The sequence below is a fragment of the Lacrimispora sp. 38-1 genome, assembly GCF_049890855.1.
Classification (GTDB): Bacteria; Bacillota; Clostridia; order Lachnospirales; family Lachnospiraceae; genus Lacrimispora.
In genome coordinates, this window is sequence record NZ_JBANEW010000095.1 from 1 (window position 1) to 19,988 (window position 19,988).

Here is a 19,988-nt window from a genome sequence, read left to right on the forward strand (position 1 = left end):
TATTATATGAAATAATGCTTAAGATAGGAATGCGTAAATCCAGGTGTGGGTTTGCGCTTTTTTGCATTTGAGAAGAACTGTTACTGGCCATTGAAAAGTGAGATGAATATGATGAAAAGAAAAATTAACAGGAAAATACCTGTAATATTGATTACCGGATATCTTGGTTCAGGAAAAACAACTCTGCTTCAGGGATTGCTTGAGAATGGAGATAACAGTGGTCTTGCATTAATTATAAATGATATGGGAAGCGTAAATGTGGATGGAAAGCTGGTAAAAAGTGTAGATTCTTCACAAGAAACAGCAAAGATGGTGGAATTGCAAAATGGGTGTATCTGCTGTTCTCTGCGGGAAGAATTTATGAATCAGATTGAAGAACTTTCGAAAGATCAAAGAGTAGACAGAATATTAGTGGAGGCATCCGGAATCAGCAATCCGGCATCTATCGCGGAAGGTTTTCTGCTATCAGAAGCAGGGACGGATGATTTGGGCGTGTATTTGCACTCCATTATAACAGTTGTAGATGCAGACCGGATTTATAATGAATTTTTAGTTGGGATGGAGGAGCAGCTTCAGGAAGATGAGGAAGAGGGACCTGATATCATAAACCTGGTTATGGACCAGATAGAATTTTGCAGCACAATCATTTTAAATAAATGTGATTTGCTGCCGCCTTTTAAAATTGAGCAGGTAATAAATACAATAAGGCAGATTCAGCCCGAGGCAGAGATCATTGAAACAACGTGGGGAAAAGTGGATTCCCGGCTTGTATTTGATGGAAAAGAGTTTGATTATGATAAAGTTATGAATTCATCATCACTGCAGAAAGCGCTTGCCAGAGAAAAACACATGGATGAATCCGGAACAGACGGTTATGGAGTTTCTTCATTTGTTTACGAAGAAAGAAGAGCATTAGACCGTAAAAAGTTTATGGGATTTTTGGAAAACAATTACCCCGAAACAGTAATTCGGGCCAAGGGTTATATCTGGTTCTCAGATGATCTGGTACATGCCCAGCTTTTTGAACAGGCAGGAAGAAATGCTTCTGTTTCAGAGGCTACCAGTTGGGTAGCGGCGCTGCCTGAAGAAGAGAAAGAAGAGATTATAAGAAATTATCCGGATGTGTTGGAAGACTGGGATGAGATCTATGGTGACCGTATGAACCAGATTGTATTTATTGGAAGGGACTATGACAGAGAAGGGCTGATAACAGTGTTAAATAACTGTATTTCAGGAGATGAAGGAGTTTAAATATATGATAAAAATATTATTTGTATGCCTTGGTAATATATGCAGATCACCAATGGCAGAGTTTGTAATGAAGGATTTGATTGATAAGAAGAATCTGACTGAAGAATTTTACATCTCTTCTGCTGCGACCAGTGCAGAAGAGATTGGAAATCCGGTTCATCATGGTACCCGGAATAAGTTAAAGGAATTAGGGATTTCCACAGCAGGCAAGTACGCAGTGCAGATGAAGAAAAAAGATTATGGAAATTATGACTATATATTGGGAATGGAACAAAGGAATGTTGCAGGGATTATGAGAATAGTGGAAAGTGATCCAAAGGGGAAGGTAAAACGGCTTCTGGATTACAGCCCCAATCCCAGGGATATTGCTGATCCATGGTTTACCGGTGATTTTGATACCACGTATAACGATGTAAAAGAAGGCTGTGAGACATTACTGGATACGATTCTTAAGTCAGAAGGCATCAATTAAAGGATGAAAACAGGAGGATGTTCTACGGAATCTTAGGTGAACGTCCTCCTGTTTATAAAACAATCTTATTAATCATCCATGTCTACGATTGTCATGTTAAGCGCTTCCGAGGATAAATTAATCTCCTTGCCAGCTACGCTGGGAGGATTGATGAAGCGGATAATTGGACGCAGGGAGAACCCTGGGGTATTATCTTTGACAACAGCCGTACTTCCGTCGCTTAATTTGACAATCGTACCGATTGGATAGGCGGAGACGCATTGAAAAAAGGCAGATAACAGTTCTGGGTCAAAATGGGAATTACAGCAGCTTGTGAGATAATCAAATATCTTCCGTGGATTCCAGGCTTTACGGTATGGTCTTGTCGCACTTAAGGCATCGTAAACATCAGCTATAGCCAGTATTCGGCCATAAAGAGGAATGTTCTCGCCTGCAAGTCCAAAAGGATAACCGCTTCCGTCATATTTCTCATGGTGGGTCTGTATTCCCTGAAGCACTGACTGCGAGATGGAAGTACAGTCAAACAGTTTGTCATAGGAGAGGCTGGGATGCTGCTTCATAATCTCGTACTCTTCATTTGTCAGAGGACCGGGTTTATTGGTGATTTCAATTGGGATATCTGTTTTTCCGATATCATGGAGCAGGCCGCAGAGGGCTAAATCATTAAGCTTGGAAATAGAGAGCCCGATATACCGCCCAATGAGTACGCTTAAAATTCCTACATACAGGCTGTGGGAATAAGTATAGCTGTCATAGTCTCTGATATCAATCATCTGAAACAGATATTTGTCCATACTTAAAACATTCATAACCACGGTTTTGGCTACGTCAGCAATACTCTCATATATCTGTCTGCTCGTCTGAAAAGTTACTTTTTTCAGGCTCTCATTGAAAGTTTCCTGTATGCTGATCAGCATTTTTGCCTTTAATTCAGGTTCTACAATATCTTCCGGCTCAATTCCCTCAGTAAGTTCAGTCTGAATATAGGCACCCTGTATGCCAATACTCATCATTCTGTTAATGGTACGGTCATTTAGGATGTAACCGGTTACGGCGAAAGGCAGCATTGGGTTTAAACCTGGTATGTTGCGGGCTAACTCCATACCTTCAGTCAATTTCTCAATAGGTAGATAAATCAATTCTTTACACCTCAACAGACTAAATGGCAGTCTCTTCTTTCTGTTCAGTAGTTTCCTTTTTATGTTAAAATTAGAAATAATTCCACATTATTATATTAAATTATAGATGGATTTCACAAATGCGTCAATGAGAATTTATTAACTTATCGTTGGATTAATGGAGAAAATTGTGGTTTCATTTTGTACAATTATAAGAAGTGGTGGTAAAATATGGTAATTTTAGTGAAAAATAATTTAATAAGAAATAAATTTTAAGCATTCATACTTGACCGTCATCCTGCATAAGTATGTAAAAACGTCCTAGCAGGGGGATTTTCTTGAAGGAATATATTGAAGAACGCGCGGTTGCGATCGCCAACTACATCATAGACTACCATGCAACCGTTAGGCAGACAGCAAAGAAATTTGGGATATCCAAATCTACGGTACATAAGGATGTGACGGACCGTTTAGAGCACATCAATCCGTCCCTGGCAGCCCGGGCCAGGGTCATCCTGGACATTAACAAGTCCGAGCGCCATATCAGAGGCGGCCTCGCCACCAAAGAGAAGTATCAGCACCGCCTTCAGATGTGCAGCAAAAAAGATTCATAAAACAAATGAGTGGGGAGACAGCCGCTGTTTGAGAAATGGTAGATGTTCTCAGATCAGCGGCTGTCATGATTCATGAAAATCAAAATTTTACAAAAAACAGGTTGACATGAATCTGCAAAATATGTTATTCTTTACCCCAGTATGAAGAGACATTATCGTTTTCATGCAAATATTGACCACTTCGTAAGAAGTTAAGCCCAGACGGACAGGCGGGTCAGCTGCCGAACGTGGGAAACCACATTATTGATTGAGTTAGAAGCTCAAATTTTATAAGTTGATTACTTTATAATCAGTGCATCTGCACATCATCTTGTGAAACGATCAATAATAGCAGGGACAGTATATTTGCTATGTAGACTCGAAAATGGTAATTGTCATGAATATAATGCGGACGGAGGCTTATTCCGTTATACGATTCATGAAATTTCAGGCAGGTGATGTACATTCACCTGCTTTTTTGATTGTAAGGAATTTTATTGCAGAGAGGTAATTTGCCATATGAACAGAGACGATCAGATGAGAGCTCCGATTTATGATGCTCTTGAGACATTTAGAAAAAAAAGAGTAGTGCCCTTTGATGTTCCCGGGCATAAACGGGGAAGAGGAAATCCGGAGCTGGCGCAGCTTCTTGGTGAGCGTTGTGTAGGGCTTGATGTTAATTCCATGAAGCCTCTTGATAATTTGTGTCACCCGGTGTCGGTCATTCGGGATGCGGAACAGCTTGCAGCTGAGGCTTTTGGAGCGGCAGACGCGTTTTTGATGGTGGGAGGAACCACCTCAGCAGTACAGAGCATGATCCTCTCCGTTTGTAAAGCCGGGGACAAGATCATTCTTCCAAGAAATGTCCATAAGAGCGCCATCAACGCGCTGGTGCTTTGTGGTGCAGTTCCTGTATATGTAAATCCAGAGGTTAACAGCATGCTTGGGATTTCCCTGGGCATGGAGATCAGCCAGGTTGAGAAGGCGATTGAGGAAAATCCTGATGCAGTGGCAGTATTTGTTAACAATCCAACTTATTACGGAATCTGTTCGGATATCCGCTCCATTGTGCGCCTGGCCCATGCCCACGGTATGAAGGTTCTGGCAGATGAAGCTCATGGAACCCATCTTTATTTCGGCAAAAATCTGCCTGTTTCTGCGATGGCAGCAGGCGCGGATATGGCGGCGGTTTCCATGCACAAATCAGGAGGAAGTCTGACACAAAGCTCGCTGCTTCTGCTCAATACCGGTGTGAACGGCGACTATGTGCGGCAGATCATTAACTTAACACAGACTACCAGTGCTTCCTATCTTCTTCTTTCAAGCCTTGACATTTCCAGACGGAATCTGGCACTTCGAGGAGAAGAATCCTTTGCAAAGGTTACGGAAATGGCAGAGTATGCCAGGGAAGAAATCAATTCCATCGGGGGATATTATGCATATGGAAGAGACTTAATAAATGGTACCAGCATCTTCGACTATGACGTGACCAAGCTTTCTGTTTATACGCTGGGGAATGGTCTGGCAGGAATTGAAGTATATGATCTTCTTCGGGATGAGTATGACATTCAGATTGAATTCGGAGATATCTGCAACATTCTTGCCTATATTTCCATCGGTGACAGGATACAGGATATCGAACGTCTGGTGGGTGCGCTTGCTGATGTGGAACGCCTTTATAAAAAAGACAGGACAGGTATGCTCTCGGGAGAGTACATAGCACCAAAAGTGGTGATATCTCCCCAGAAAGCATTCTATTCAAAGAAAGTATCTGTTCCGGTGAAGGAATCTGCCGGTAAGATCAGCGGAGAGTTTGTTATGTGCTATCCGCCTGGTATTCCCATTCTGGCGCCTGGTGAGATGATTACGGAAGAGATTGTGGAATACATCATTTATGCCAGAGAGAAGGGATGCTCCATGCAGGGAACAGAAGATCCGGCAGTGGAGAATTTAATGGTACTGACAGAGTAATTTCCGGTAAAAGGGAAAGATGGAGGAAAATATGGAGATATGGTTTTCGGAATTGCATACATCCAATGTAAAGCTTTCCGTCCGGATTGACAAGCAGCTTTTTTCCGGCGAAAGCGAATATCAGAGAATCGATGTATTTGAATCCCAGGAATTCGGAAAGTTTGTGGCTCTTGACGGAGACATTGTTTTTTCAGAAAAAGATGAATTTATTTATGATGAAATGGTAACTCATGTGCCGATGGCGGTTCACCCTGATGTCAGGAATGTGCTGATTATCGGTGGCGGGGACGGAGGCGTGGCGAAGGAACTTTTGCAGTATCCTTCCATTGAATCTATTGATGTAGTTGAGACAGATAAGCTGTTTGTTGAGGTATGCAGGGAGATATTTCCTGAGGTGGCATGCGGTCTGGCTGATGAAAGAGTACGGGTCTATTATGATGACGGACTTCGTTTTTTGAGAAATAAAAAAGAGGAATACGATCTGATTATCAATGATTCCACCGATCCCTTCGGTCATACGGAAGGGCTTTTTACCAAAGAGTTTTATGGAAGCTGCTATAAGGCGCTTAAAAGCGACGGAATTATGGTTTACCAGCATGGCAGTCCTTTTTATGATGAAGATGAACTTGCCTGCAGAAGCATGCACAGGAAGGTATACCGTTCCTTCCCGATCAGCCGTGTTTATCAGGCCCATATTCCAACCTGCCCGTCAGGCTACTGGCTGTTTGGCTTTGCTTCAAAAAAATATCACCCGATTAATGATTTTAAACCGGATAAATGGAACAAAATGAAAATAGAAACCTGGTACTATACCACCAATCTTCACACAGGAGCATTTATGCTGCCAAAATATGTGGAAGATTTACTGGAAGAGGAGGAAAAGGAATGAGCAGATTATTAGTAATCGGATGCGGCGGGGTTGCCGCAGTAGCAATCAACAAGTGCTGTCAGAACAGCGAGGTATTTACGGACATCTGCATTGCAAGCAGAACAAAGGAAAAGTGTGATGCTTTAAAGGCAAAGCTGGAAGGAAAGACAAATACAAGAATTGAAACCGCAAAAGTAGATGCGGATCACACAGAGGAAGTCATTGCTTTAATTAAGAGTTATCAGCCCGATGCCGTGTTAAACGTGGCACTTCCATATCAGGATTTAACCATTATGGATGCCTGCCTGGCTGCAGGTGTGGATTACATTGACACGGCTAACTATGAGTCGGAAGATACCGAAGATCCCCAGTGGAGGGCGATCTATGAGAAACGGTGTGAGGAGCTTGGCTTTACAGCCTATTTCGATTATTCCTGGCAGTGGAATTACAGGGAAAGATTTGAAAAGGCAAACATTACCGCACTTCTTGGAACCGGATTCGATCCTGGCGTTACCAGTGTATTTTCCGCTTATGCTCTGAAGCATTATTTTGATGAGATTCATACGATTGACATTTTAGACTGTAATGGCGGAGACCATGGATATCCATTTGCCACAAACTTTAATCCTGAGATTAATTTAAGAGAAGTATCTGCAAATGGATCTTACTGGGAGGATGGCCACTGGATTGAGACCAAACCTATGGAGCTGAAATCCAGATACAACTTCCCTGAGGTTGGTGAAAAGGATATGTATCTTCTTCATCATGAAGAGATCGAATCTCTGGCAAAGAACATTCCGGGAGTTAAGAGAATCCGCTTTTTCATGACCTTTGGGCAAAGCTATTTAACCCATATGAAATGTCTGGAGAATGTAGGTATGCTCTCCACTTCTCCTATTGAGTTTAATGGCCAGAATATTGTTCCGATCCAGTTTTTAAAAGCCCTTCTTCCGGATCCGGCTTCTCTGGGACCAAGAACAGTTGGAAAGACCAACATTGGATGTATTTTTACAGGAATCAAAGACGGAAAAGAAAAAACGATCTACATCTACAACGTATGCGATCATCAGGAGTGCTATAAAGAGGTGGAATCACAGGCTATATCCTATACAACCGGAGTTCCGGCGATGATCGGTGCCATGATGGTGGTGACAGGTCAGTGGAAAAAGCCCGGGGTATTCAATGTAGAGGAATTTGATCCGGATCCATATATGGAGGCTTTAAATAAATGGGGCCTTCCATGGGTAGTCTGTGAGGATCCTGAGACTGTAACCGTATGGAGACAGGAATAATCATGAAAATTGAGGAATTAAAGACTCCCTGCTATGTGATTGATGAGGGCAGGCTGACTGAAAATTTAAAGATTTTAAACGGAGTAAGGGAGAGGACCGGATGCAGCATTCTTCTTGCCCAGAAGGCATTTTCCTGTTTTGCAGAGTATCCGTTAATCGGTAAATACATTGATGGAACTACTGCAAGCGGGTTGTATGAGGCCAGACTTGGCAAGGAGGAGATGGGGCTGTCAAACCATGTTTTTGCTCCTGCTTATAAGGAAGCAGATTTTGAAGAACTGACAAAAATCTGCGACCACATTGTATTTAACTCATTTTCACAGCTGAAAAAATATAAGGACTGTCTTAGGGGAGTAAAAGCCGGGATCCGGATTAATCCCCAGTGTTCCACCCAGGATGGGCATGCTATTTATGATCCCTGTGCACCTGGGTCCAGAATGGGTGTGACGCGGGAACAGTTTGAGGAGGAGTATCTGCCTTATATCTCCGGTTTTCATTTTCATACACTCTGCGAGCAGAATGCAGATGCCCTGAAGACGACTCTGGATGCGGTGGAAGATCAGTTTGGTGAATATTTTCACCGGTTGTCCTGGATTAATATGGGCGGAGGACATCATATAACCAGAGCGGATTATGATCTGGAACTTTTGGAATGCTGTATTAAGAGAATTCAGGAACGATACGGGCTTCATGTCTATTTAGAACCCGGCGAGGCAGTTGCTTTAAATGCCGGATATTTAGTGACAGAAGTGATGGACGTGGTGGATAACGGAATCAAAACCTTAATTCTTGATGCATCGGCGGCGTGCCATATGCCGGATGTTCTGGAAATGCCTTACCGCCCGCCATTAAAGGACAGCGCAGATCAGGGAGAAAAGTCTTATACTTACCGTTTGTCCTCCTGCACCTGCCTGGCAGGAGATATAATCGGAGACTATTCCTTTGATCATGAGATAAAACCTGGAGATAAACTGTATTTTATGGATATGGCTATTTACTCCATGGTTAAAAACAACACATTCAATGGGATACCGCTTCCTTCCATAGCGATTATGGATCTGGACGGAGAATGCCGCGTAATAAAAGAATTCGGATACGAAGATTTTAAAAACAGGCTGTCGTAATCTGCCTGATATGAGGACTGAACTATGAAAAAGCTATCCACACTCCCGGCAGAAGACGGATTTTTTATGCCGGGAGAATTTGAGCCGCACCGGGGCTGTATTATGATCTGGCCCAGACGGCCGGGATCCTGGCCCTATGGGGCTGCAAACGCCAGAAAGGCCTTTGCAGAAATCGCAGAAGCCATTGCAGACAGTGAACAACTGATCATGCTGGCTGAAGAGGATACTTACGAGAATGCCCGAGCCATGCTTTCAGAGAGAATTGAAGTGATGGTGATGGAATCTGACGACGCGTGGGCGAGAGATGTGGGTCCTACTTTTGTAAAAGATAAAACAGGGTGCGTCAGGGGAATTGACTGGCAGTTTAATGCCTGGGGAGGTACCTTTGACGGTCTGTATCAGGATTGGGAGAAGGACAATCTTCTGGCGGGACGTTTTTGTGAAGAATTGGGATATACGGTTTATGATGCAGGGGACTTCGTTCTGGAAGGAGGCTCCATTCATTCGGATGGAGAGGGGACGGTTCTGGTGACGGAAAGCTGCCTCTTAAGCAGGGGGAGAAATCCTCTGCTGACTAAGGATCAGATTGAAGCAAGGTTAAAAGAGTATCTGGGAGCAGAGAAAATTATCTGGCTGAAGTATGGTATCTATCAGGATGAAACCAATGAGCATGTGGATAATGTCTGTGCTTTCGTACGTCCCGGCGAAGTGGTGCTTGCCTGGACTGACGACAGGGAAGATCCCCAGTATGAAATGTCACTGGAAGACTTGAGGATACTTGAGAGAGAGACCGATGCAAGGGGGCGTCATTTTATTGTTCATAAGCTTCCGATTCCCAAGGTTCCTGTCTGCATTACAAAAGAGGAACTGGCAGGCTTTGTTTTCGAACCGGGTGAGGATGAACGGGAGCCTGGTGAGCGGCTGGCTGCAAGCTATGTGAATTTCTATATTTCAAACGGAGGAGTGATTGTACCTCAGTTTGGAGATGAAAATGACAGGGAAGCAGTCCGTATTCTTACCGGCTGTTTTCCTGAGAGGAAGATCTACCCGGTTTATGCCAGAGATATTATTGTTGGCGGAGGAAATATCCACTGCATCACTCAGCAGATACCAAAAGGAGAAATTGATGAGAAAGGTAACAGCGGCAGCAGTTCAGATGAAGTGCTGCGAGAACGTTGAGAAAAATATTGTCACTGCGGAAAAGCTGGTCAGGCAGGCAGCCGCTGAGGGAGCCGGGATCATACTGCTTCCGGAGCTGTTTGAAAGGCCCTATTTCTGCCAGGAGAGACGGTATGAATATTACGGTTATGCAAAGCCTGCCGGGGAGAATGATGCAGTCATTCATTTTTCGCGGATTGCAGCAGAGCTTTCTGTGGTGATACCTGTCAGCTTTTATGAGCTGGCTGGAAACACCATGTTTAATTCCGTCGCAGTTCTTGATGCAGACGGGACGAATCTGGGAGTTTACCGAAAAACCCATATACCGGATGACCACTATTATCAGGAGAAGTTTTATTTTACTCCCGGAGACACCGGCTTTCAAGTGTTTGATACTAGATACGGAAAAGTCGGAATCGGAATCTGCTGGGACCAGTGGTTTCCGGAGACAGCCAGATGTCTCGCGCTCCTGGGGGCAGAACTGATTTTTTATCCGACTGCAATTGGAAGTGAACCTATACTGGAATGTGACAGTATGGAGCACTGGAGACGATGCATGATGGGGCATTCTGCCTCCAATATTATTCCCGTAATTGCTGCAAACCGGATTGGAGAGGAAACGGTTGCACCCTGTGAGGAAAATGGTAACCAAAGCTCTTCCTTAAAGTTTTATGGCTCCTCCTTTATTACAGACAGCACAGGTGCTTTGATTCAGTCCATGGGGCGGGAAGAGGAAGGCGTGATCCTGGCAGAATTTGATTTGGATGAGATCAGCAGGGACCGCAGAAACTGGGGACTGTTCAGGGACAGAAGACCGGAACAGTACGGGAAGATTTCAGGAAAGATCATACAGTAACTTAATTATTTGCGCTAAAAATAAAAAAATTTTCATAAAAATGGCGGACTCCCCATATAAATAGTAATAATCAATAAGTTGGGGAGTGCGCTATGAAGAGACTGTTTAACAGAAAATGGATGATTTTTTTCGGCCTCGCCATGTGGGTGCTGGTAGTTCGTACCCTAAGCGGGTGTACAGTAAACGGAGATAATGGAGACAAAGTACGGGATCTGGATTTTTCTGTGGTAGCAGATACGGATATACCACAGGAGCTCAGACAGATAATAGCAGAAAAACAACAGTCACCCTTTAAACTGACTTACAGTGATGATAAAAATCTTTACATAGTAGTTGGATATGGAAAGCAGGCAAGCGGCGGTTACAGCATAGCAGTCAATGATCTTTATCTTACTGACAATTCCATAGTCCTTGATACGGAATTAATTGGTCCGGAAAAGGGTGAAAATACAGGAACGGAACCATCTTATCCATTTATTGTGATTCGGACGGAGATGTCGGAGCTTCCGGTTGTATTTCAATAATTTATGTAAGAAAATAGCTGTTCTGTAAAAATATTGCAGAGCAGCTATTTTAAATTTCTCTTTTTTCTTTTGCCGCCATATGATATACTACATCAAACAGGAGTCGAAAGTAAGGAGAAAAGGAAGGTTCGTATGATATTAAAGGATATATGGCTAGATGTGAAAGCAGTAAAGCAGCGGGATCCTGCCGCCAGGAATGAACTGGAAGTCCTGCTTTTGTATCAGGGTGTTCACGCACTTATCTGGCATCGTTTCGCCCACTGGTTTTATCAGCACAAGATGTTTTTTATTGCAAGGATGATCTCCCAGACAGCCAGATTTTTTACACTGATTGAGATTCACCCCGGCGCAGTAATGGGGCACGGTATACTGATTGACCATGGCTGTGGGGTAGTAATAGGAGAAACTGCAGTTGTGGGGGATAACTGTACTATTTATCAGGGAGTTACTCTTGGAGGTGTGGGACTGAATAAAGGAAAGCGCCACCCCACGCTTGGTAATAATGTGACAGTAGGGTCAGGTGCCAAGATTCTGGGTTCTTTTGAAGTCGGCGATAACTGTACCATAGCAGCCAATGCCGTGCTTTTAAAGCCGCTGGAAAATAATGTAACCGCAGTGGGAATTCCCGCGCGTCCGGTAAAGATCGACGGAGTCCCCATACCAAAGAAAGAAAGCAAGATGGTTACCATGGAGCATTACTGTATGATGGAGGAACGTGTGAAGGAGCTGGAAGAGAAGCTGCTTAAACTGGAGAACCTGCTTTCTGAAAAAGAAACGGAGAATTTAAACGAAGAGGAGAAATCCCCGGAATAAATAAAAAAAGTATATTGGAACATGCACCTGCATACACTTTCTTAAAGGAATAAAAGAAGGTAAGGCAGGTGCTTTTTCATGTTGGAGCTGGTGAAGAAAAACATACATATGAATCGTTGGAAAGGAAACGCCACATCCCAGATTACGCTTGACGATGATTTCATTGTCCCTGACAGCATGGATGATGTGGAGCAGATTATTCTTAGTTCCGGTGAGATTACCATTGATTCCGTCAAGAACCAGGCGGAACGGGTAGTAGTCCGGGGAAAGATGGATTTTACCATTTTGTATCGGGGAGCAGAAGGCGGACTTTGTACTTTAAGCGGGAGCATTAATTTTGAAGAACCAATTAATGTACCCGGACTGGAAGAAAAGGATATGGTGCAGGTATTCTGCGAATTGGAAGATTTAAATGCAGGAATCATTAATTCCAGGAAATTAAGCGTAAAGGCCATTGTAACGCTGCAGGTAAAGGTTGAGACCATTTGCGACGTAGACGCTGCTATAGAAGTGGACACGAAACCCGTCGCAGGCGATGCTCCCAATGTAGAGACTCTTCGCAAAAAGGTGGATGTGGCAACGATTGCTCTTCGCCATAAGGACACGTTTCGGATTAAGGATACCATCAGCCTGTCTGGGAATAAGCCTAATATTGATCATATATTGTGGAGCGAAATGATATTAAGAGGCGTAACCACCAGGCCTATGGACGGTAAGATGATGCTTGATGGTGAACTGATGGTTTTTATTATTTATCAGGGAGAAGGGGAAAATGCTCCCATTCAGTGGTTGGAAGAGAGTATTCCATTTTCAGGAGAAATAGAAGTTCAGGATGTAACAGAAGATATGGTACCAATTGTCATGGTGCGGCTGATCCACAAGGATATTGAGGCGAAACCTGATTCAGACGGTGAAATGCGGGAAACAGATGTGGATGCAGTACTGGAACTGGATATGAAGCTTTATAAAGAAGAAAATATGGAGCTGTTAAATGACTTATATTCTACCAACCGTGATCTGGCGCTTCAGACAGGAGAAGCCTGCTTTGATAAGATACTTACTAAGAATATGAGTAAATGTAAAATTGCGGAGAAAATTACACTGGAACATGCAGACCGGATTCTCCAGATTTGCCACAGTGAGGGAATGGTTAAAATTGATGAAACGGAAGTAAAGGAAGACGGACTTCATGTGGAAGGTGTTCTGGAAGTAAAGATCCTCTATATGACGTCTGATGACTCACAGCCCATTCAGTGTGCAGTGGAAGACATTCCGTTCCATTTTCTGATTGAAGCTCCTGGAATTAATGAATCTACCATCTGTCAGCTGAATCCCGGTCTGGAGCAGTTAAGTGCAGTTATGATGGGCGGAGGAACCATTGAGGTAAAAGCCACCATTTCCCTGGATCTTCTGGCTTTACAGCCGGTATGCGAACAGATTATAACCAGTGCGGTGGATTCTCCCATGGATTTAAATAATTTGCAAAAACTGCCCGGGATTGTAGGCTATATTGTTCAGTCCGATGATACCCTGTGGAAAATTGCAAAAAAATTCCATACAACAATTGACACGATCATGACGGCCAACGGTCTTACGGAAAGTACTGTAAAGCCAGGAGACCGGTTAATTCTTGTAAAAGAAGTTTCATAAAATCAATGCCAGGCAAAGGTGATATGCTTTTGTCTGGCATTTCTGTCAGTTATCTACTGCATGATTTTATTAAAACAGGGTACTATAAAGATTGCTATTCACATATCGGCAAGTCCTGTTATATAATATATTATAGCTTAAGCTTTGTTCAACCATCGACGGCGCCATAACGCATCCAGCTGGTGCTTAAGATAGATGACAGGTTAGCCTGGGCGGTAGTGACGCGATTGCAAGGCGTTATTACCGTTTACATAGCATCATATTTACAAATGGAGAAGAAAAATGAATTATACTTATTTGGTTAAATGCGCGGATAATACTCTTTACTGCGGTTGGACAAACCATCTGGAAAAAAGAATCGAAGCCCATAACCAGGGAAAGGGTGCCAAATATACAAAGGCAAGAAGACCGGTGGAGCTGGTCTATTATGAATCTTATCCAACGAAGGAAGAGGCTATGCGCCGTGAGGTGCAGATAAAGAAGCTTTCCAGAAAGGATAAGCTGTTTCTTATAAAAGATTCCGGAAGTAAGGATTGACTTTTTTACTTTCTTACTTTAGTATATTAAATTATCAAATCTTAGGATACAGTATATTGACGGAGGAATCTGGAATGGCTCAGTTTGAACGTGTTACAGTAATAAAGAAAGCAAATGTCTATCATGGCGGTAAGGTAACTAGCCGTACGGTTTTGTTTGAGGACGGCTCCAGGAAAACACTCGGAATAATTTTGCCGGGAGAATATGAGTTTGGTACAGAAGATCAGGAATTGATGGAAATTCTTGCCGGTAAGCTGGAAGCATTGCTGCCGGATAGTGATAACTGGGAAATTTACGAGGCAGGGCAGTCTTTTACAGTACCGTCAAACAGTAAATTTAAAGTTTCAACTGATGAAGTAACGGATTATTGCTGTTCTTATATAAAGGAATAGACAAAAAAGAAGACTGGCGGGCATACAGCAGGATGCGTTCAGTCTTCTTTCTTTTATCCTAAGCTACGAATTGATACATGAGGATGTAGTGGCAGAAGCTCCCGCCCATTACAAACAGATGAAAAAGCTCATGGTTGCCGAAGCTTTTATGCCTGGATTGAAACAGAGGAAGCTTTAATGCATAGATGACGCCTCCGATCGTATAGATCAGTCCGCCTGCCAAAAGCCAGATAAAGGCAGCAGGAGGCAGAGCTAAAACAATCTTACGGAAAGCCAGGACGCAGATCCAGCCCATGGCAATATAAATTACGGAGGAAAACCATCTTGGGCACATCACGAAGAATGCTTTGATTACCATCCCTAATATGGCGATTCCCCAGACAAGAGCAAGGAGGCCCAGACCGGTTTTGTCACCCAGAACAATTAGACAGACCGGAGTGTAGGTTCCCGCAATCAGGATAAATATCATCATGTGATCTAATTTTTTCAACAGCTTATTAATCTTTGGAGAAATATCAAGGGTATGATAGATGGTGCTGGCGGCGTAGAGAAGAACCATGCTGATACTGAATACCGCGAGGGATGCCAGATGAAGTTCTCCGTCTGCAGAAGCTTTGATAAGCAGAGGAGTTGCCGCGATCAGGGCCAGAAGCATGGCTATAAAATGAGTGCCTGCACTGACTGGATCTTTAATTTTTATGTTCATAATGAAACCTCCTTGCATGAGAATTAAAAACTTGTGACGTAGTATTGAAAACTACGTTATATCTTTTTATATACTATACACTTTTGCGAAAAAGAATGCAAGTATTTTTTGAGTTTCAAAGTAAAAATCTTCATTGCTATTATTGGAAGTATGAAATATAATCAATAAAACAAAAGTCATGCAAAGAGAGGGATAATCAAATGAATAAAACGGTGAAGGAACTGATGGAGAGAAAGTCTGTCCGTGTTTATGAAGAGAAGCAGATTGAGCAGGAAAAAAAGGCAGCAATCATTGAAGTGGCCCTGCAGGCTCCGACTGCAGGCAATATGACTTTATATTCCATTATAGATGTGACGGATCCGGAATTAAAAAAGAAATTGTCTGTGACCTGTGACAATCAGCCATTTATTGCCCAGGCACCCATGGTACTTGTGTTTGTGGCGGATTATCAAAAATGGTATGACCTGTTTTGCAAGTATGAGGAAACAGTAAGGGCACCTGGAATGGGAGATTTTATGCTGGCAGCGGACGATGCGTTAATAGCGGCACAGAATGCGGTGGTTGCAGCACAATCCATGGGAATCGGCTCCTGTTATATTGGGGATATATTAGAACAGTACGAAACTCACCGGGAATTATTTTCTCTTCCCAGGTATGCAGTGCCTGCGGCAATGGTAGTTTTTGGTTATCCCGTTCAGCAGCAATTAGACAGAGTAAAGCCGAAAAGACTAAGACCAGAAGCGGTAGTTTTTGAAAATTCTTACCGCCGGATGGAGCCGGAAAGATTTGAGTCTGAATTAAATAAAGTCACTGACAGGGGCGAAGATTTTGAACGGTGGATCCGGGCCTTCTGCAGCCGCAAATGGAATTGTGATTTCAGCAGAGAGATGAGCCGCTCTGTAAAGGCAATGATGGATCAGTGGGAAAAAGAGGAGCGGCAGACAGATGAAGCTTAATATATTATTTGAAGATGATGAGATTCTTGTGGTGGAAAAACCAGCAGGAATTGAATCTCAGTCGGGAAAGACTTTTGAACCGGATATGGTTAGTGAAATAAAGAAACATATCAACACACTATCCACAAAGAAAGGGGAGCCATATGTAGGAGTTATCCACAGACTGGACAAGCCGGTTGGGGGGATAATGGTCTATGCAAAATCCCAAATAGCCGCTGAGGCTTTAAGCAGACAGGTTTCTGAGCATCAGATGGAGAAAATTTATTATGCAGTTGTTTGTGGAAAACCTGTGGATAACTTTGGCGCCTACGTGGATTATTTGTGGAAAGACGGAAAAAATAATTCTTCCAAAATTGTGGAAAAGGGGATAAAAAGTGCAAAACCTGCAGAGCTGGATTACTGGATTGTGGATTGTATTAATTTGGAAGGCAGAGAACTGAGTCTTCTTAAGATACGGTTGAAGACCGGCCGTCACCACCAGATCCGCGTGCAGATGGCTGGCCATGGCACACCCCTTTGGGGAGACCGTAAATATAATCCTGAATTTCAGGACTCCAAAGCAAAAGGAAATGTTGCCCTGTTTGCTTCTGGACTTACATTTACACATCCTTTATCGAGAAAGAAAATGACTTTTTCCATAAAACCGAATGAAGGCATGTTTCAATATTTTTCCTGGCAGGCTGCATTTTAAAAGGAATTTTTTACTATTTGAGTTTCTGCATATTTTTCGCCGTTTGATCAATAATAATCCTTGTACAAAAGAAGTACAAATCAGAAACAGGTGAGTCCATGGAGAAACCGAGCAGGAAACTGAAGAAAACAATTTTAATATTGGGAGTTACAGGGGCAGTTTATTTAAGCTTTCGATTTTTGCTGCCTCTTGTGATTCCCTTTTTGATTGCATATGTATTTGCACTTTCCCTCCGCCCTTCTGCGCTTTGGATTGAGAGAAAAACAAGGTTTAATTATAAAAAAAGAGTGATATCTCTGCCTCTTGCACTGATCGGAGGAGTAGAAATTTTTCTTTTTATGATTGTGCTTGGAGTATTCCTTTATTTTGCAGGCAGAAAGCTTTTTATGGAAGCAAGGCTGCTGTTAAAAAACCTTCCTCTGATTTTAGACGGTATAAACTCCTGGCTGATGGCAAACTGTTGCTTTGTGGAACGGTTTCTAAAACTCCCGGATGGTTACATGGTGAATGTGGTCAGCGATATATTAACCGGCGGTGAAGCAGCTATAAAAAGCAGGGCAATGCCATTTCTGATGACAAATTCCATGACGGTTTTAAAATGGGTCGTTCAGCTGACTGTCATTCTGGTAATTTTATTGATTGCAACCGTTTTATCCCTTCAGGAGATGGATGATATCCGCACCCGGCGGGATAATTCCATGTTCTGCTATGAGTATGCAATGCTTGGCAACCGCCTGATGACGGTAGGAAGTGCCTGGCTGAAGACTCAGGGAGCCATTATGCTTTTTACGATGATAATCTGCTCTGTCGGGTTGTTTCTTTTGAAAAACCCTTATTTTATTTTGCTGGGAATCATAATCGGATTACTGGATGCCATGCCTATATTTGGTACCGGAACTGTTTTGATACCCTGGGCCCTGATTTCACTGATTGAAAAAAACTGGCTGTCAGGAATAGGCCTCATTATTATTTATATTATCTGCTATTTTGTGAGGGAAATCATGGAAGCAAAAATAATGGGAGGTAAAGTGGGGCTGACGCCTTTGGAAACGCTGGTGTCTATGTATGTAGGACTGCAGCTTTTTGGTATTTTAGGATTTATCCTTGGCCCCATCGGACTTCTGATTATCGAAGATATCGTAGAGCTTTATGGAGGAACGTGCTATAATGACCCAAAGAAAGGCAGGAAAGATGAAAGGGGAGATGCACTATGAATCCGGATCAGCTGATAGAATTTTTAGGAATACTGGAAAAATTAAAATGTAATACCCGCCATAACTGGTCGACAAACGGAAGGCAGGAAAGTGTGGCAGAGCACAGCTGGCGGCTGGCTGTGCTGGCTATGCTGATGGAAGAGGATTTTCCGGAGCTTGATATGAATAAGGTTATACGCATGTGCCTGATTCATGACTGGGGAGAGGCTTTGACGGGAGATATTCCAGCTTTTCTTAAAACGGAGGCAGATGAAAAGACAGAAGCCGGTGCCATTGAGACGCTTTTGGAAAAACTGCCCGGTTCCCTTGCTTCGGGTTATCTGGCAATGTTTAAAGAACTGTCGGATCTTACTTCGGAGGAAGCAATTCTTGTAAAGGCTCTTGATAAGACCGAAACGTTAATACAGCATAATGAAGCAGGTCCCGAAACGTGGCTGCCTCTGGAATACGAGCTTAATTTAACCTATGGGAATGAAGTCTGCGGACATTTTGAAAAGACACAGCAGCTCCGTGACAAAGTAAGAGAGCATACGTTAAAGATAATGGAGAAGGAAGTGAGAGGCCAACGTGAAATATAATACATATGAACAGATAATCAGTGAGATAAAAATGTTGAGAAAAGAACTTCACAGTTGTCCGGAAAAATCGGGAGCGGAGAAGGAAACCATGAAGCGGTTGAAAGAATTTTTAAAAGACCGGACTTCTCTTACCATTGTAGATTGTGATACGTGGTTCTATGCCATACATGAGGAGGAGGGAGCATGGACCAGCAAGGCATTCCGGGCAGACATGGATGCAGTGATGGGGGAGGATAACCGGCTTTTTCATGGCTGCGGACACGACGGACACAGCGCCGTATTAGCGGGATTGTGCCTTCTTCTGGAGGGGAAAAAGACCGGAAGTAATATATATGCTGTTTTTCAGCCGGCAGAGGAAACCGGACAGGGGGCCAAAGTCTGTAGCAGACTTCTGGAGGAAAAGGGAATCCGTGAGATTTATGGATTTCATAATCTTCCCGGGTATCCCGCCGGAAAGGCAGTGGTAATAAAGGGAACCTTTGCATGTGCTTCCAGAGGACTTATTCTCAACTTTGAAGGCAGGCAGTGCCATGCTGCCTATCCGGAGGAGGGAATCAATCCTTCCTGGCTGATCGCTGAGTTAATCAGCAGTCTTCCATCACTGACAGAAAAGGCTGGTTCTCATGGTACAGTGCTTGCAACGATTATAGAAGTGAAGGCAGGGGGAGAAAACTTCGGCGTATCTCCTTCTGACGGGAAGCTGGCAATAACCATTCGCGCAGAACGTCTGTCAGAACTTAACCGGTTTCAGTCTTCCATACTTTCTCTGGCTGAAAAACGTGCGGTTGAGGGCGGATTAAAGTTTCAGTACCAGATTCTTGATGAATTCCCGGATACATACAACGAAACTGATATGGCTGAGGCCTGTAAACGAAGATTTGAGGAAAACAAAGTTCCTTATCTGGAAGAAAATGTGCCGTTTCGGTGGTCTGAAGACTTTGGCTGGTATTTAATGAAATCTCCCGGTATGTTTTTCGGTGTGGGAGCAGGAGAGGACTGTCCGGGTCTTCATACAGCTGCCTATGAATTCCCGGATGGAATTACGGAAGCTGCTGTACGGGCTTTTGCGGCACTTTTGTAGGAAATGTCTGGGAAAATGAATTGTCCGCCTCTTGACAAACATTTATAAATAACGTAAAATCAACCATACGATCTATAAAAACAATAGTAAATACGACGTTGAAGAGGATTAATAAGTGATGATGTATTCCAGAGAGAAGGCCC

Annotated in this window: 21 protein-coding genes and 1 other annotated feature (1 of these 22 running past the window's edge); of the genes, 19 read left to right on the forward strand and 2 right to left on the reverse strand. The window is 43.1% G+C overall.

Annotation, left to right across the window (positions count from 1 at the left end):
* Positions 1-108 precede the first annotated feature (108 nt).
* Positions 109-1,251, forward strand: a complete 1,143-nt coding sequence (locus V7D18_RS23705) for a CobW family GTP-binding protein (protein WP_426158094.1) — start codon at positions 109-111, stop codon at positions 1,249-1,251.
* A gap of 4 nt (positions 1,252-1,255) precedes the next feature.
* Positions 1,256-1,723, forward strand: a complete 468-nt coding sequence (locus V7D18_RS23710) for a low molecular weight protein-tyrosine-phosphatase (protein ID WP_426158096.1) — start codon at positions 1,256-1,258, stop codon at positions 1,721-1,723.
* Positions 1,724-1,791: 68 nt separating this feature from the next.
* Here the strand turns inward: V7D18_RS23710 and V7D18_RS23715 are convergent, their stop codons facing one another.
* Positions 1,792-2,862, reverse strand: coding sequence for an HD-GYP domain-containing protein (locus V7D18_RS23715; protein ID WP_426158098.1), 1,071 nt, complete (start codon positions 2,860-2,862; stop codon positions 1,792-1,794).
* A gap of 317 nt (positions 2,863-3,179) precedes the next feature.
* On the opposite strand from V7D18_RS23715, the gene spoIIID reads away from it, so the two are divergent.
* From spoIIID to V7D18_RS23775, 12 genes are all read left to right on the forward strand, one after another.
* Complete coding sequence (gene spoIIID, locus V7D18_RS23720) at positions 3,180-3,455, forward strand: sporulation transcriptional regulator SpoIIID (RefSeq protein ID WP_097006808.1); 276 nt, start codon at positions 3,180-3,182, stop codon at positions 3,453-3,455.
* Positions 3,456-3,953: 498 nt separating this feature from the next.
* Positions 3,954-5,405: an aminotransferase class I/II-fold pyridoxal phosphate-dependent enzyme gene (locus tag V7D18_RS23725; protein WP_426158100.1), complete on the forward strand. Its 1,452-nt coding sequence runs from the start codon at positions 3,954-3,956 to the stop codon at positions 5,403-5,405.
* A gap of 31 nt (positions 5,406-5,436) precedes the next feature.
* Positions 5,437-6,294 (forward strand): polyamine aminopropyltransferase, encoded by an 858-nt coding sequence (gene speE / locus V7D18_RS23730; protein ID WP_426158102.1) that lies wholly within the window; start codon positions 5,437-5,439, stop codon positions 6,292-6,294.
* Positions 6,291-7,565: a saccharopine dehydrogenase family protein gene (locus V7D18_RS23735; protein WP_426158104.1), complete on the forward strand. Its 1,275-nt coding sequence runs from the start codon at positions 6,291-6,293 to the stop codon at positions 7,563-7,565. The genes speE and V7D18_RS23735 overlap by 4 nt, the downstream gene beginning before the upstream one ends.
* 2 nt (positions 7,566-7,567) lie before the next feature.
* A complete protein-coding gene (gene nspC / locus V7D18_RS23740; RefSeq protein WP_426158106.1) occupies positions 7,568-8,689 on the forward strand; it encodes a carboxynorspermidine decarboxylase in 1,122 nt (373 codons plus the stop codon).
* A 24-nt stretch (positions 8,690-8,713) separates the two neighbouring features.
* On the forward strand, positions 8,714-9,868 hold the full coding sequence (gene aguA, locus V7D18_RS23745; protein ID WP_426158108.1) for an agmatine deiminase: 1,155 nt from the start codon (positions 8,714-8,716) through the stop codon (positions 9,866-9,868).
* On the forward strand, positions 9,816-10,703 hold the full coding sequence (aguB, locus tag V7D18_RS23750; RefSeq protein WP_426158110.1) for an N-carbamoylputrescine amidase: 888 nt from the start codon (positions 9,816-9,818) through the stop codon (positions 10,701-10,703). The genes aguA and aguB overlap by 53 nt, the downstream gene beginning before the upstream one ends.
* Positions 10,704-10,843: 140 nt before the next feature.
* A complete protein-coding gene (locus V7D18_RS23755) occupies positions 10,844-11,227 on the forward strand; it encodes a protease complex subunit PrcB family protein (RefSeq protein WP_375340393.1) in 384 nt (127 codons plus the stop codon).
* Between the two features lie 132 nt (positions 11,228-11,359).
* Positions 11,360-12,040, forward strand: a complete 681-nt coding sequence (gene cysE / locus V7D18_RS23760; RefSeq protein WP_426158112.1) for a serine O-acetyltransferase — start codon at positions 11,360-11,362, stop codon at positions 12,038-12,040.
* Positions 12,041-12,118: 78 nt separating this feature from the next.
* Positions 12,119-13,690 (forward strand): DUF3794 and LysM peptidoglycan-binding domain-containing protein, encoded by a 1,572-nt coding sequence (locus tag V7D18_RS23765; RefSeq protein WP_426158114.1) that lies wholly within the window; start codon positions 12,119-12,121, stop codon positions 13,688-13,690.
* Positions 13,691-13,972: 282 nt separating this feature from the next.
* Positions 13,973-14,227 (forward strand): GIY-YIG nuclease family protein, encoded by a 255-nt coding sequence (locus V7D18_RS23770; protein ID WP_426158116.1) that lies wholly within the window; start codon positions 13,973-13,975, stop codon positions 14,225-14,227.
* Between the two features lie 74 nt (positions 14,228-14,301).
* Entirely contained in the window at positions 14,302-14,619 is a 318-nt protein-coding gene (locus V7D18_RS23775; protein ID WP_426158118.1) for a pyrimidine/purine nucleoside phosphorylase, read from the forward strand.
* Positions 14,620-14,677: 58 nt separating this feature from the next.
* Here V7D18_RS23775 and trhA read toward each other — a convergent pair whose 3' ends face one another.
* Positions 14,678-15,325, reverse strand: a complete 648-nt coding sequence (gene trhA / locus V7D18_RS23780; protein ID WP_426158120.1) for a PAQR family membrane homeostasis protein TrhA — start codon at positions 15,323-15,325, stop codon at positions 14,678-14,680.
* Positions 15,326-15,525: 200 nt separating this feature from the next.
* Here trhA and V7D18_RS23785 point away from each other — a divergent pair, with 200 nt between their 5' ends.
* The 5 genes from V7D18_RS23785 (at position 15,526) to V7D18_RS23805 (ending at position 19,845) form a co-directional block, all read left to right on the forward strand.
* Positions 15,526-16,281 (forward strand): nitroreductase family protein, encoded by a 756-nt coding sequence (locus V7D18_RS23785; RefSeq protein WP_426158122.1) that lies wholly within the window; start codon positions 15,526-15,528, stop codon positions 16,279-16,281.
* A complete protein-coding gene (locus V7D18_RS23790) occupies positions 16,271-16,972 on the forward strand; it encodes an RluA family pseudouridine synthase (protein WP_426158124.1) in 702 nt (233 codons plus the stop codon). The genes V7D18_RS23785 and V7D18_RS23790 overlap by 11 nt, the downstream gene beginning before the upstream one ends.
* A gap of 98 nt (positions 16,973-17,070) precedes the next feature.
* Positions 17,071-18,186 (forward strand): AI-2E family transporter, encoded by a 1,116-nt coding sequence (locus tag V7D18_RS23795; protein ID WP_426158126.1) that lies wholly within the window; start codon positions 17,071-17,073, stop codon positions 18,184-18,186.
* Entirely contained in the window at positions 18,183-18,764 is a 582-nt protein-coding gene (locus V7D18_RS23800; protein WP_426158128.1) for an HD domain-containing protein, read from the forward strand. Before V7D18_RS23795 ends, V7D18_RS23800 begins: the two co-directional genes overlap by 4 nt.
* Positions 18,754-19,845 (forward strand): M20 metallopeptidase family protein, encoded by a 1,092-nt coding sequence (locus V7D18_RS23805; RefSeq protein ID WP_426158130.1) that lies wholly within the window; start codon positions 18,754-18,756, stop codon positions 19,843-19,845. Before V7D18_RS23800 ends, V7D18_RS23805 begins: the two co-directional genes overlap by 11 nt.
* A gap of 89 nt (positions 19,846-19,934) precedes the next feature.
* Positions 19,935-19,988 (forward strand) — a binding site (T-box leader) (it continues 153 nt past the right edge of the window).